Genomic DNA, 14,583 nt, shown 5'->3' on the forward strand with positions numbered 1-14,583 from the left:
TTATTCCGTCCTTCACGGAATTAAGCAAAGGGCGGGACTAGCGGAACCGAAGCACCACAGACATTGCTTTCCAAAAAACACCAATGAAAAAATTGGCTTTACAATGACGATTTTTCGTCGGCTACCGCTGCACCAATAAGATACTTCATTTATATTAATTCTGCAGCCATGGTTCGTGGAGACACGAACCATTCTTATTTTTTGCCACGGAGGCTCGGAGAACACGGAAATTGATTACCCTAGATTTGTCTTATTTTCGAATTAAACTAAGCTGCCCTCAGGTGGCTTAAGTGGCCAAAAATAACCCACGTTGGTAACACAAACTACACAGATCCCTCCATGCTGCTCTCCATCCATAGCTATCGGATCGGGATGACAATCTATTTAATTAATTCTTCACCCTGTTTTTTTCTGCATCGGCACCAGAAGATTCGTGTTTTTCAGGGGAAGAAAAGGTTTTCCCAAAACGATAACTATAACTCACCACAACTGATCTTGAATCCTGACGGTTAACCCAGTTAGCTTCTGCATTTGCCAGGTTATTAATTACCCCAGTATATATTCTAGTTCTGAAAATATCGTTCGCAGTTAATTTCAAGGTGCTTTTTGATGAAAGTTTTTTCTGTACCGCTGCACCAAACTCATGCACTTGCCCCGACAAAAACTGCACATTAGACAGTTTACTTTGGTAACGCATATTTACCTCAGCATTCCACGTCGGACTGATTTTGAACTGAAGATTAGGACTTGCCTTTAAATAACTTCCATTGGTAACCAGAAAGCCTGTATAAAAATCTGTTTTCGAAACTATTTTTGCATACTCTACATAAGCATTCAGTTTAACCCATTTAGTGAGGTCGATCTCTGCATTTACCGAAACATTGGCTACCGTGGTTTTTCCCACGTTGGCTGGCCTGCTATAATAGGTACCATCTACAATCTCTATGGTTTCATTCACCTCATCCCTCACCCAGCCGTAACCTAAAGTGGTGGTGATTTTATTTTTATAGGTGTGCGAAAGCTCTAAACTTTGTGTAAATGATGGCTTTAAGAATGGATTTCCAACATAATAAGTAAATTTATCCAATGGTGAGAAAAACGGGTTCAGATCCTGGTAATACGGACGATCTATCCTTCGCCCATAATTTAAGCCCAACTCATTATTTCCGGCAGTATCCAGTTTATAAGAAAAATAAACCGTTGGGAACAAACTGTTATAGGTTCTTTTAAAACTCGAATCGCGTTTGATCAGATTGCCCAATTGATGCCCGTTAGAAACCGTGTTTTCATACCTCAAGCCGGCCTGAAGCGAAAACCGTTTCCCTTCCCTACTCATGTTCAGGTAAACCGCGTTAATATTCTCCTTATATAAAAAGTGATTGCTCTTTTCATAATCTGCACTTGTTCTTCCATTTGCAGTATTAGCGTAATCGGCAATATTATCCGTTTTGGTATAAGCGGTTTTAACACCTGCATCCAGCTTCCACTTATTTTCCAGTGGATGCGAATAATCCATTTTGGCGGTATAGATATCAATATTAGAAGGCAGATTACCCGTTAAAATATCCTGGTATTTTAAGGCTCCGCTTGGCAGGTAACTAAAATTATTATAGGTCTGATCGGTTCGATCCCGATAAAGCAGGTAATCTGCATCAAAGGTTAATTCCCGCCCTGCCTGCTTAAATTTATGCCTGTAATTTAAGTTTACACCTGCATTTTGATACTTAATCTGATCAATATTTTCAGCCCTGATTACCGAATCTAACTGCATTGAGGCATTAGATAGATTACTGGTATTGTTGTTCACCTGTTTGGAGATCCTGTTCATGCCGGTAAGTACTACACCCCACGTGGTGCGTTCTGATGCATAATAATCTAGCCCGGTTTTAAGGTTAAAAGTATTGCCATGTCTGTGGAAATAAGAATTTTGATTAAAGTAGGATTTGGCACTACCATCAGCATTTTTATATTTCCGGTTCAGATCAAGATCGGTAAAACTGTTATTGAGGTTATAGCTCAGGTTCCCAAAAACATTAACCTTATCCTTTCGGTAATTAAAGTTGAAGCTATTGTTCGAACGGCTTAGCTCGCCCTGATTTAGACTCAGATTAATTCCCCCATTAAAGCCGGCGGTTTTGGTTTTCTTGGTTTTGATGTTAATTACGCCTCCATTGCCGGCAGCATCGTACTTGGCAGGTGGATTGGTCATCAGCTCAATCTGATCAAGCGAAGAGGAAGGTAATGAACGCAAATAGTTCTCCAGATCTGAACCTGATAAATATGTTGGTTTATCATCAATAAAAATGGCTACCCCATTTTTACCTTTCAACGAAATTACCCCATTTTGATCTACATTTATGCCAGGCGATTTGCTCAGCACATCCAATGCAGTTGTACCCGCATTCGAAATCAAGGCATCTACATTAACAACCGTCCGGTCTATTTTCCGTTCTACAAAAGCTTTTTGCCCTGAAATGGTTACTTCCTTTAAATTGGTTGCGCCAGTCTTGATTTTGATATCCGGCAATGCAATAACGTCATGGCCTGCAGTCAGCACCATTGTATCAGTTTGGTATATGGGCGATCCGACAACAGATATTTTAATCAGATATTTTCCATAACCAAGCTGATCAAAACTGAATAGTCCATCCTTTTCAGTAAAAGTGGTTTTAACCAATGTAGAATCTTTGAGTAGAGCGACTGTCGCAAATTCTATATTTTTTCCATCGGCATCCAATACATGGCCATAAATTCTGGATGGAGGACTTTGTGCATGGGCAAAAGTAAAGGCAATACTTATACATACGGCTAAAAAAGCCATGACCTTGTATTTCATGAGATGTTGTTGGATTAAGCTTTTAGAGGTTGATTTTAGTTATTTTCAATCAGGAAATTATACATCAGCGAGTGTTTATCGTTCTTCAAAAACCGCTTTTTATACTTTTGCAGAACTTCGGTATTTTGTTTCACCCCATTTACGATCAGCTCATTTTTATTGAGTTTGTATGATAGTTTATTGGTACTGCTGATGATGCCATCTTTCATCAATTCCTGATTGATTGCATTGGTATAATCATGTCCATCGCCATTGGTTACGGTTTTCGAAGTAACTGTCCGCTTTGAACTGGTTTTACCCGTACCACCTTCACTGTAAACGGCTGGTGTTGGTGGTGTTGGAGGCGTTGCAGGAACAGCAGGTGTAGCGGGTACTGCAGGTACTGCTGGTACCGCTGGTACAGCATATGCAGCGCGCGGCACTTTTGGTGCTCTAGGTGGACGAGGTACGCCGGTCGATATCGAATAACCTACTGATTTATCTTCTTTTGATAATCCGCTGTATGCTTTCGCATCTTCAACAGCTTGTTTGGCATCAATAATGGCTTGTTTAGCATCAATTAAAGCCTGTTTGCGATCCACTTCTGCTTGTCGAGCATCAATAGCTGCTTGTTTAACATCTTCCTGAGCCTGTTTTACATCATTCTGCCATGTTTTTTCGTCCGCTTGCCTGGCTTTTTCATCAGTAAGCCTGGCCTTTCTATCTTCTTTCGTTTCTGGCAGCTGTTGTTTTTCATTCATCTTCTTCAGCTGGTTATCTACTTTTGCATTGATCTCCTTTTCAATTTGATCTGCAGATTTTCCTTCTACAGGCTTAGCTTTTTTCCTGGTTGTATCCTGTAAGATTACAACTGTAGTGGATGTTTCTTTTCTGGTAACTGTTTCAGCATGGCCAATACTTTTAAATGCGGCACTGCAAATCACTACTGATACCAGGGTGATGGTTAATATCGTTTTTTCCATTTTGTTTAAAGTTGAATTGGTATTGAATAACATCCTGCTAGCTCTGTGTAGCAGGCTACCTTTAGTCCCGCTCATGGCCATGGCATAAGCAGGTGCACGCTGCTTAAATTCCTGACAAACAATAAGGGCCTGAACGTAATTTTTACGATCGTTTACACAGGCGATGGCCAAATCATCGCAGCAATGCTCACGTTCTGTTTTTATTAATTGAGATACCCAAAGTACCGCAGGGTTAAAAAAGAAGACAATTTCTATGAAACTTTGCAATATATTCACCAAATAATCTTTCCGTTTAATATGGGCCAGTTCATGAGAAAGAATGGCTTCTACCTCTGCAGTAGACAAGCTATTTAGTAAACCCAAAGGAATGAGGATTAAAGGCTTAAAATGACCCACTACCAAGGGTACCTGCGCAATGCCCGATTGCATCAGCTTTACATGTTGGATTAAACCCAGTTTTTGGGCAAGTTCATTTAATTTTTCATCCCACTTTTTACCTGGTGCGTAGGTTTTATAGTTACGCAAATGATATACACCATTCAAACCTACCATTAATTGGATGCTTTTTCCACAGATGATCAGGAACCAAACCAATACAATTTGATAAGCATAGGCATTCCATAAAGATAGGATGCGGTTAAGTCCTGAATACATGTTTTGCTGTACATTTGTAACCGCTTGTTGATCTGCAATTGCCTTGGGCAAATTAATCCCTATTTGATGAACGACCTGCGATTGTTTATGCTGATCCGATTGCTGAAGTTCCTGATAAAAAGCAAAACCTATTGCCACAACAAACAAGCCTAAACATGCCGTAAGTAAGTTATAACGCCATGTAGCGCTTGCCTTACGGGAAGTAAACATGACCAAACCAGCTAGCAAAGCTAAAATAACACCAATCCACAAAGAGTGGAACAAGGTAGCACCCAGGGCATGAAGCCAGTTATCGGGTAAAAGATTGATTAATTTAAATTCCATTATGGTGGTTCTTTAGCTTCTGTTCTGGTTAATTAGTCCATGCTATCCAATAGCCGCTTAATCTCTTCGATTTCCTTTTTTGATGTTTTTTCGTTCCCCAAAAGTTGCATCATCAATTTAGATGCGGAGCCTTTATACAAGGTGTTTACGAAACGATCTAATAACTGCACTTTGGTTTTTTCTTCTGCTTCTACCGGGATATAAATGTGTTTCATTTGGCTCTCATCACGTTTTAATATCCCTTTTTCGGTTAAAATCTGCATCTGCTTTAAGGTTGAGGTGTAATTTACCTCCCGCTGCTCGTTCAGTTTATCGTTTACAAACCGAACTGTAGATGGACCGAACTCCCATAATACCTGAAGAATCTCTAATTCAGCTTTGGTTGGTTCGGGCAGATTATTTTCAGTCTGAGTACTTTTCATATTTTAAAGGTACGACAAATTTCGTACGATGCAAATATTAGGTGATTTATTTTTACTGAATCAAAATAAATAACTGATTTAAAGCATATTAAGAATCAATTATTTTCTTAAACTGCTTTGTTTGACCACCATTATTAATTCTGACAAACAAAGAATGCATGTTGAACACATCGTTAATAGGTTATATAAGGTGATCCTTTTACTCCATGATTTAGCCAAAAGGTAATTACCAATTTAAAATTGCTGAAAATAAAATGATATTATCCAGACACAAAACATCTGATGTTTAAATTAAACATCGTATGTTTGTGTCATTGATCTCACACCATGGAAAAAGAAAGCAGACTTTTCGAACAGATATCTGCCAAAATCAGGAACGACATTAAAGAAGGCAAATTTAAAGTTGGCGAAAAAATTCCCTCAGAACCAGCTTTAATGGAACTATATGGTGTTGGCCGCTCCACCATTCGGGAAGCCATAAAATCGCTCACCTTATCAGGAATACTTACGGTACAGCAAGGCTTTGGAACAAAAGTTAATGCCACCTCTACAGAGCCTATTGAGCAGCGTTTGCGCGGTGCTGATTTTGAAGAGATTAACCAGGTTAGGGCTTTGCTCGAACAGGAAATTGTTCGACTGGCTACTAAAAATCGTACTGATTCACATCTGAAAGCCATTAAAGATGCTCTTGAAAAAAGAAAATCAGCCATCGAAAGCGAATCAAGAACTGAATGTGCCAATGCAGATATCGCGTTTCACCTGGCTATTGCCCGCGCATCTGGTAACCATGTACTGAGTGATCTTTATGAAAGTTTTACGGTAATCATCAGAGATTTTTTTACTAAACGCGCACCATCTGGCGTTACTCATTTCGCCATGAGCCATCACTTGCATGAGGCATTATTTAATGCCATAAAAGCGGGTAATACGGATGCAGCCCTTTCCACAACCACTACCATTTTGAACAATAATCATTAATATCATGACCATTTTAACATTTACCCTGATCCTAATCCTCGGCGCTTACCTGGCAGGCCTGATTGGATCGCTAACAGGTCTTGGCGGTGGAGTAGTAGTTATTCCATTGCTTACGCTAGTTTTTCATGTTGATATCCGATATGCCATCGGCGCAGCATTACTTGCTTCTATCGCCAATTCATCCGGCGCAGCTAGCGCATATATAAAAGAAGGCATTACCAATATCCGCCTGGGTATGTTTTTGGAAATCGCAACAACCTTGGGTGCAGTACTTGGAGCATTAATCGCCATTTATACGCCCACCAATACTATCGCCATTCTTTTCGGCTGTGTTTTGCTTTTCTCTGCTGCTATGACTTTGAGAAAAAAGAATCAGGAAGCCTTAACAGAAGGCAGTAAACTTTCTGCGGTATTAAAACTCAATAGCAGTTACCCCACGCCAACCGGCTCGGTTGATTATAAGCTTAAAAATGTTGGCGGCGGTTTTTCCATCATGACGGTAGCCGGCGTAATGTCGGGTTTATTAGGAATTGGTTCTGGTGCATTAAAAGTACTGGCCATGGATACAGCCATGAAAATCCCCTTTAAGGTAAGCACCACCACCAGTAATTTCATGATCGGTGTTACCGCCGCAGCCAGTGCTGTAGTTTACCTGCAACGTGGTTATATGGATCCGGGAATTGCATTCCCTGTAGTGCTTGGTGTATTGGGCGGGGCTTTTACGGGAGCTAAATTATTAACCAAGATCAACCCTTCTATTTTAAGGATTATTTTCTGTATCGCCATTACTTTCGTTGCGCTAGAAATGATTTACAATGGTTATCATCACAAATTTTAAGTTAAAATAAAATGAAAAATATGATCTCAACCCATCTTATACAAGACCGCGATGTAGAAAAAATTGTGGGCAAACTATTAAGATTTGGTGTAATTACCGCAAGCCTGGTCGTTTTATTGGGCGGCATACTTTTTTTGGTACAGAACGGCACACAAGGCCGGCCCGACTACCATATTTTTAAAGGTGAAGAAAACGACTTTATTACCTTCGATGGCATTTTTAAAGGGCTCTTTACTTTTAAACCAATGGCTATAATCCAGTTTGGCGTATTACTCCTGATCATTACACCAATTTTGCGGATCATATTCTCATTGTTCGCTTTTATATTGGAAAAAGATAAACTCTATGTGGTGATTACGTTAATTGTACTGGCTATAATTTTAGGCAGCACTTTTGGCGGATTAAAAATATAGCAACCATTTTTTTATACGATATACATGAAACTTTTTAATTTTTACATAAAAGCATATGGCATACATGAAACTTTTTATACTTTTCGATAAAAGTATACGATATATATAAAACTTATAAAATAACCAATATATACAAATCGGATTATTCCGTTTATCAATAAACAAGTAATAAAAGTACTTGCTGGTCAAAGGCGTGTAGGCAAAAGTTATGTTATGCTTCTATTGATATATCTTATTAGAATTTCCATCTGAAAAAAGCGATAATTAATAAATATTGAGTACAACAACCATAGGAAGCAACCTCCTATGGTTATTCCTTTAGCATTAAAAAGATCTCGTTACTCTTTAACATGTTTAATTACGGCAATCAAATCTTCCTCCCCATATTTGGCAGTTGCTGCCTCAAAAGTATTTAATGCGGTTTTGGCCAAAGGTGAATCAAGTCCGATGGCTTTTGCCAGATTTAAATCTTTTACAATATGTTTAAGTGCAAAAGCAGGCTTATAGTTATTGGCAATAATGGCATCGCCTTTAATTTTGGTGAAGATGTTGGCTATAGCGCCATTATTGAGCAGATTAAGCAGGTCTTCAGTTTCAATTCCTTGCTGATTGGCAAATACTACGGTTTCAGCCAAACCTTGGGTATACAAAGCCAGTAATGAATTAATGGCTAGTTTAGCCACATTACCTGCACCTGTATCGCCCAGGCGTACTGCCATTTTACCCAGTTTTTCGAGTATAGTTTTTACCTGCTCAAATGCAGTTTCATCACCGCCGACCATAATTACCAACTGGCCTGTTTCTGCTTGTTTCACACTTCCTGAAACTGGTGCATCTAAATACTGTCCGCCTTTTTCTTTACATAAAAAAGCCATCTCTTTAGAAATCGCAGGAGAAACCGTACTCATGTTAATGATCACTTTATTTGAAATATCGGCGTCAAAGAGACCGTCTTTATCATTAAAAACCTGATCAACTGCGGCATCATCAGATACCATAATGATTACCACTTCAGTAGCAGCAATTAACGCTTTAGGTGTTTCGGCAATTGATGCGCCCATCTCTTTCAGCAAATTTTCCTTGCCCTTGCTCCTGTTGTAAATCGTAACTGCATGGTCTGCTTTTATCAATTGCGCTGCCATCGGGATTCCCATATTTCCCAATCCAATCCAGCCTATTTTTATTGTATCCATTTCATTGTTTTTATGATAAACAAATGTGCCAAAGAAAAAGCTTAAATTCTTAAATGAAACGTAAAAAATAAGATGATTAAACAATTAGTTGAACAAGCCATACAGATACTAACTTTTTTAGTAAATTAGGCGCGAATCAAAAATCATATCTCCATCGATAATTACCTACATTATGGCAAGCCTGCTTAAAAATTTATATTCACCTGCTTTTTACGATAGGGTAGCCTTTGCGCTGACCGCAACCATACCAGGTTTCGAAAAAGGGTTATTCATCAAAAAGATCTTTATACCCGAGTTCGAATCTAAAGAACTGAAAGAGCGAATGAAGCACACTACCAAGGTATTACATGATTTTTTACCTGAAGATTATCCTCAAGCGATTACGCTCATTAAAAAAATAATTGAACAATTAAGGATACAAGGCATTGGAGAAGATGGCCTGGCTTATATGTTTTTACCTGATTATATTGAAACCTATGGCATTGATGATTTAGCAAGTTCTGTTGAAGCGCTCGAATTTGTTACACAATTTGTAAGTTGCGAATTTGCTGTTCGTCCTTTTATCTTAAAATATGAAAATGAGATGATTTTAAGCATGCAAAAATGGTCGCTGCACAAAAGCCTTAAAGTAAGAAGGCTTGCCAGCGAAGGTAGCCGTCCGCGATTGCCTTGGGCCATGGGTATTCCTTTTCTAAAAAAAGACCCGACATCCATTTTACCCATATTGGAAAATCTTAAAACAGATCCTTCAGCATATGTAAGGCGGAGTGTTGCCAATAGCTTAAATGATATTGCAAAAGATCATCCCCATGTGGTTTTAAATATTGCTAAAAAATGGTCAGGTTTAGGTGCCGAAACGGAGGCAATTATTAAACATGGCAGCCGCACATTACTTAAACAAGGTCATACCGATATCCTTAAACATTATGGCTTAGATGATGCAGGGATTTTATTGAAAGATTTTAAAATCTTAACACCACAGATCAGCATTGGCGAAAGCCTGGAGTTTTCGTTTTCTATTTTTAATAGCAATCCTGCTGAACAAAAAGTGAGACTGGAATATGCCATTTATTATAAAAAACAAAATGGGCAGAACACCAAAAAGGTATATAAAATTTCGGAGAGAGTTTACCCTGCGAGTGCAACCATAAACATCACCAGAAAACAAAAATTTGTGCTGATTACCACACGTAAATTTCATTTGGGCGACCATCAGATCTCGATCATTATAAATGGTGCAGAAAAGAATATTTTACACTTTGAATTAACGGCCTAACAATGATTTTAATTCATCAAGCAAAGCAATCTGCTTTTCGTTAATGTAGGTAATGGCATCAGCGTAAGTAAACCAATTGGCTTTGTCTATTTCTGCAAAACTTTGTTTTTTACCCGATCGGGGCGGCCATTCTATTTCGAAGGTGTTACTAACAACGGTTGAGGGATCAAGGTCTCCCTCCAATGCCCAACACAATACTTTTTTACCTCCCTTTTGTACAATAGGCGTTAGTTCGATGAAGTCGCCGATTAAGTTCTCACCAGTTTCTTCTTTAAATTCGCGGATGGCAGCCGTTAAAGCTTCTTCCCCTTCATTTAATTCTCCTTTTGGCACTGTCCAAAAGCCAAGATCTTTTTTGGAAAAGAATGGTCCACCAGGATGAACCAGAAAAAATTCTATCTGCTTTTCTTTCTTTCTGAAGAGCAATATTCCTGCACTTTGTTTCATCAATATAAGATAGAAATTTGGAATTAAAAATTGAGGATGAACTTACTATTGTATTTTTAACTAATGATCCTGAAATAAATTCAGGATGACGATAGTCTATTGGAATTTACCATGTCTGATCCCGCGTTACGTGGTGCTGAACTTATTTCAGCATCTGTTTTGCAACGCGAGGTCATTGATTACTTTCACTAACGCAAAACTGTTTGGAACGATAATATGTAAAATAGATCTACAGTTTATTAAGATAAAAAAGCAGCCAATTTTTTCAAAATCTGGCTGCTTTATATAATCTGGTATGATGAGATTTTTAGGAGGCGTTTCTTACAACAATCCGTACAAACCATGAGCATAGTTCCGCAATGATGACGATACCGTCTTCATTTTATGCGGCGACGGGCCTTTTACTTTATATGCTTCTGGGTGAAGTTCTAAAGGTTGTTCGTTAACTTGTTCTAATGTGTTTCTATTGCTTAATGTAGCATGCTGTTCTTCGCTTAATTTTAAAGGTGCCATGATCTTAAATTTATACTAGAACAACAGTAATACGGGGAATTAGTTTGCCATATTTATTAAATTTTTTAAATTATTTTTCAGGCTTGAAATCCAGTTTAAGTAAAAAAACTTTAACTGCGATATCAAACAATATAATTTTAAGTATGCCTTGACCAAAATTCCATAAAGCTTTTGTATACTAATTATATTCGTTACTTGCCATTCATTTCCCAATCCTAAAACACGCATGCCATTTGGAGCGCAATGCCTGTGCACAAAAAGAAGTTACTTCCCGTTTTTCCGCTTTTATGCTTCGCTGCCTCGTTCCTCGTTGCTGCAGGGGTAACGCTGCAACCGGGGCCAGGTGGCTACTTTAGTGTTCCATTTGTTGGGTTGCAATGAGCACCAACCTTTGTTCCTAAACCCGATTAAGCGGAATAGCCCGGAGCGTAACGAGGACTATAAGCGAAAGCGGGGCTGTCAACCTCCAAGCACCAATGGCCATTCATTTCCCAATCTTAAAACACTCATGCCATTTGGAGCGCAATGCCTGTGCACAAAAAGAAGTTCCTTCCCGTTTTCCGCTTTTACGCTTCGCTGCCACGTTCCTCGTTGCTGCCGGGTAACGCTGCAACTTGGGCCAGGTGGCTACTTTAGTGTTCCATTTGTTGGGTTGCAATGAGCACCAACCTTTGTTCCTAAACCCAATTAAGCGGAATAGCCCGGAGCGTAGCGAGGACTATAAGCGAAAGCGGGGCTGTTAACCTCCAAGCACCAATGGCCATTCATTTCCAAATCCTAAAACACTCATGCCATTTGGAGCGCAATGCCTGTGCACAAAAAGAAGTTCCTTCCCGTTTTCCGCTTTTACGCTTCGCTGCCTCGTTCCTCGTTGCTGCAGGGTAACGCTGCAACCTGGGCCAGGTGGCTACCTTAGTGTTCCGTTTGTTGGGTACAATGAGCACCAACCTTTGTTCCTAAACCCGATTAAGCGGAATAGCCCGGAGCGTAGCGAGGACTATAAGCGAAAGCGGGGCTGTTAACCTCCAAGCACCACCGGCCATTCATTTCCCAATCCTAAAAAACTCATGCCATTTGGAGCGCAATGCCTGTGCACAAAAAGAAGTTCCTTCCCCTTTAAAAAGGGCATAAAAAAGCCATCCCAAATATTAAACTGGGACGGCTCTCAATAATTTTATTTAGTTATTTGATATTAACCGGAACAGAAATTTTATCCCATTCTAAAGCAAAACCGCTTTTGGTAATTTTATAAACCAAACGCTCTTGTGTTGCTTTTAAGGCTTTGGTTTTAACATCTACACGTAAAGCATCTTTAGCTTCTTCGTATTTGTAAGCACCCCATTGTTTTGGTTCTTTGTTAAAGATAGCTGTCCAGGTTCCGCTTTCTTTAGGGATTAAAAAGAAGCTGTATTTTCCTGCTGCCAAAGGTTTACCTTCTACCATGATATCTTTATCGGTTTCGAAAGTAGTAGCTTCGTTTGCACCTGCACGCCACACTTTATCAAAGGCTTCTAAACCGCCCCAAATTTTGCGTCCTTTAACTGCCGGACTGCTGTAATTAATTGTAATGGTTGCACCTTTAACTTTTCCCGTTGCAGTTGCTGCCGGACTCGGTTTAGGCTGCGCATCTTGTGCCATTGCACTTACAGAAATGGTAATCGCTGTAAATAGCAACGCGATTGATTTAATCATCGTTTTCATAGTATTATATCTGTTTTTGTTGTTTTTTTGTTTTACGAATTTATGGCTTTAACGCGATAAAACAATAACCTTTAAGAAATTGATATGGGAATGACGATAAGGGCAGTAGCTCATTAGATTCTGTCCGTAGAGTTAAGCGTAGCGTCTCTACGGATTAATGAATAATATTGAGTTACAACTCAATGCTAAAAAGCGAGTCAGCAACGCTTATCCAATCTTACATCCGTAGCGTTCTGCGGAATACCAAAGACAGTTAAGCTTATTCGCTTACAATTACCTTCGGCCTGTAAAACAATAAGCCTATTAGTGAAAAAGCAATTACTGCGGCAGCACCAATTACGTTAAGCCACAAAAAGGAAACAATATCGAACTTGTATATAGCAACCACTACAATTTCAGACAGGATCGCTGCAATGAAAACCAAGGAGCCTTTTATCTTTTTAAAATAAAAAGCAACCAGAAAAATACCTAGAATTGGCCCATAAAAAAGTGAGCCTAACACATTAACAGCTTCTATTAAGGATCCCATTTGTGTGGCAAACATGGCAACAGCTATTGAAAAAATGCCCCAGCCTAAAGTATGCAAACGGCTGTATTTTAATTCCGTTTGGTCGTCTACTTCTTTTTTGCTAAAAATAAGATGTACATCTTTTAAAGAACAGGCAGCCAGCGAATTTAACGCGGCCGAAATAGAACCCCAACTGGCCAAAAATATGACAGCGAAAAGCATCCCGATCATCCCGACCGGAAGGGTATTTTTCACAAAGTATAGAAAAATATAGTTGGTATCGGTTTTCTCTGCATTGTAATTCGATTTGTTTATGGCCTCTTCTACCCGACCATGCAGTTCCTTTACCTGTTTTTGGGTCGAATTAAAATCTGCTATCGAAGAATTTAGAGATGGTGAATGTTTTTCCTTTTCAGCAAGGATATTTTTTGATAGCTGGTTAAATTTCTGCGCTAAGGCATTGTGTTCTTTTTCAAAAGCTACGGCTTGCTGAGGCTGAGTTTCTTTTAAATACTGGTAGGATCGTTCATTGAAATAAATCGGAGCCGGTTTTAAAGAGAAAAAAGCAAACAATAATGCGCCGATTAAGAGGATCGCAAATTGCATCGGGATTTTAACCAGTCCGTTTAGTAATAATCCCATTTTAGCATTGGTATTATCTTTGGCGGTAATGTATCTTCCAACCTGACTCTGATCTGTACCGAAGTAAGAAAGCGCCAGAAAAAATCCGCCAATTAAACCGCTCCAGATATTATATTTATCCTTCCAATCGAAATCCGTAGTGATTACATTCAGTTTACCCGATTTCCCGGCCAGGTAAAGTGCGTCTTTAAATCCGATTCCATTTGGCATGTTTTGCACCAAAAGATATCCGGCGAAGGCCATGGTACCTAGTATAATTAAAAACTGTAGCTTCTGTGTATGTGCAATTGCCTTTGCACCACCAACATAGGTATAAATCAATAAAATGCCGCCGGTAAGGATATTGGTTAAATAAATATTCCAGTTTAAAACACTTGAGAGGATAATACTCGGTGCATAAATACTGATGCCGGTTGATAATCCACGAGAAAACAGGAATAACAATGACGTTAAAACCCTCGTTTTTTTATCAAAACGGTTCTCTAAATATTCGTAAGCCGTATATACATTTAACCGTTGAAAAATGGGGATGAAAGTAATGCAGATGACAATCATGGCCAATGGCAAACCAAAATAATACTGCACGAAACGCATGCCATCCGTATAAGCCTGCCCTGGTGCTGATAAAAAAGTAATGGCACTGGCCTGTGTAGCCATAATACCCAGCAACACAATGTACCAGGGCATTTTATTATCAGCCTTTAAATAGGAAGCATTGCTTTTTTGCCCTCGACCAATAAAAACGCCATAGGTTACCACAGCAAGCAGCGTAAATATCAATACGGCCCAATCGATATTACTCATGCCCAGAATTTAGTAAACAAATAATAAAATACAAGCTGAAATACCAGTGCAAGTGCCAAAAGGATGTACCAG

The 14,583-nt window shown here is 39.1% G+C and carries 12 protein-coding genes; 4 read left to right on the plus strand and 8 right to left on the minus strand.

Annotated features, from left to right (window positions below; all coding sequences use genetic code 11):
- Positions 1–388 precede the first annotated feature (388 nt).
- From OQX63_RS04240 to OQX63_RS04250, 3 genes are read right to left on the minus strand one after another with little or no spacing between them, the layout of a single operon-like run.
- Entirely contained in the window at positions 389–2,836 is a 2,448-nt protein-coding gene (locus OQX63_RS04240) for an outer membrane beta-barrel protein (protein WP_265849638.1), read from the minus strand.
- A 35-nt stretch (positions 2,837–2,871) separates the two neighbouring features.
- Positions 2,872–4,776, minus strand: coding sequence for a M56 family metallopeptidase (locus OQX63_RS04245; protein ID WP_265849639.1), 1,905 nt, complete (start codon positions 4,774–4,776; stop codon positions 2,872–2,874).
- 32 nt (positions 4,777–4,808) lie between these two features.
- Complete coding sequence (locus tag OQX63_RS04250; RefSeq protein WP_265849640.1) at positions 4,809–5,198, minus strand: BlaI/MecI/CopY family transcriptional regulator; 390 nt, start codon at positions 5,196–5,198, stop codon at positions 4,809–4,811.
- Positions 5,199–5,525: 327 nt separating this feature from the next.
- Between OQX63_RS04250 and OQX63_RS04255 the strand changes: the two genes are divergently transcribed.
- From OQX63_RS04255 to OQX63_RS04265, 3 genes are read left to right on the plus strand one after another with little or no spacing between them, the layout of a single operon-like run.
- Entirely contained in the window at positions 5,526–6,176 is a 651-nt protein-coding gene (locus OQX63_RS04255) for a FadR/GntR family transcriptional regulator (protein ID WP_265849641.1), read from the plus strand.
- A 4-nt stretch (positions 6,177–6,180) separates the two neighbouring features.
- Complete coding sequence (locus tag OQX63_RS04260) at positions 6,181–7,014, plus strand: sulfite exporter TauE/SafE family protein (protein ID WP_265849642.1); 834 nt, start codon at positions 6,181–6,183, stop codon at positions 7,012–7,014.
- Between the two features lie 11 nt (positions 7,015–7,025).
- On the plus strand, positions 7,026–7,427 hold the full coding sequence (locus tag OQX63_RS04265) for a DUF1634 domain-containing protein (protein ID WP_265849643.1): 402 nt from the start codon (positions 7,026–7,028) through the stop codon (positions 7,425–7,427).
- A 338-nt stretch (positions 7,428–7,765) separates the two neighbouring features.
- On the opposite strand, the gene OQX63_RS04270 is transcribed toward OQX63_RS04265, so the two are convergent.
- Positions 7,766–8,620, minus strand: coding sequence for an NAD(P)-dependent oxidoreductase (locus tag OQX63_RS04270; RefSeq protein ID WP_265849644.1), 855 nt, complete (start codon positions 8,618–8,620; stop codon positions 7,766–7,768).
- Between the two features lie 172 nt (positions 8,621–8,792).
- Here OQX63_RS04270 and OQX63_RS04275 point away from each other — a divergent pair, with 172 nt between their 5' ends.
- Positions 8,793–9,896, plus strand: coding sequence for a DNA alkylation repair protein (locus OQX63_RS04275; protein WP_265849645.1), 1,104 nt, complete (start codon positions 8,793–8,795; stop codon positions 9,894–9,896).
- On the opposite strand, the gene OQX63_RS04280 is transcribed toward OQX63_RS04275, so the two are convergent.
- The 4 genes from OQX63_RS04280 to OQX63_RS04295 all read right to left on the minus strand — a co-directional run bounded on the left by OQX63_RS04280 (position 9,885) and on the right by OQX63_RS04295 (position 14,511).
- Positions 9,885–10,343 (minus strand): NUDIX domain-containing protein, encoded by a 459-nt coding sequence (locus tag OQX63_RS04280; RefSeq protein WP_265849646.1) that lies wholly within the window; start codon positions 10,341–10,343, stop codon positions 9,885–9,887. The two genes, OQX63_RS04275 and OQX63_RS04280, sit on opposite strands and share 12 nt — an antisense overlap.
- Before the next feature lie 321 nt (positions 10,344–10,664).
- Positions 10,665–10,856, minus strand: coding sequence for a hypothetical protein (locus tag OQX63_RS04285; RefSeq protein ID WP_265849647.1), 192 nt, complete (start codon positions 10,854–10,856; stop codon positions 10,665–10,667).
- 1,182 nt (positions 10,857–12,038) lie between these two features.
- Positions 12,039–12,557, minus strand: coding sequence for a DUF2911 domain-containing protein (locus OQX63_RS04290; RefSeq protein WP_265849648.1), 519 nt, complete (start codon positions 12,555–12,557; stop codon positions 12,039–12,041).
- A 259-nt stretch (positions 12,558–12,816) separates the two neighbouring features.
- Positions 12,817–14,511 (minus strand): sodium:solute symporter, encoded by a 1,695-nt coding sequence (locus tag OQX63_RS04295; RefSeq protein ID WP_265849649.1) that lies wholly within the window; start codon positions 14,509–14,511, stop codon positions 12,817–12,819.
- Between the last annotated feature and the right edge of the window lie 72 nt (positions 14,512–14,583).

Source organism: Pedobacter sp. PF22-3, assembly GCF_026239555.1.
Taxonomy (GTDB): Bacteria; Bacteroidota; Bacteroidia; order Sphingobacteriales; family Sphingobacteriaceae; genus Pedobacter.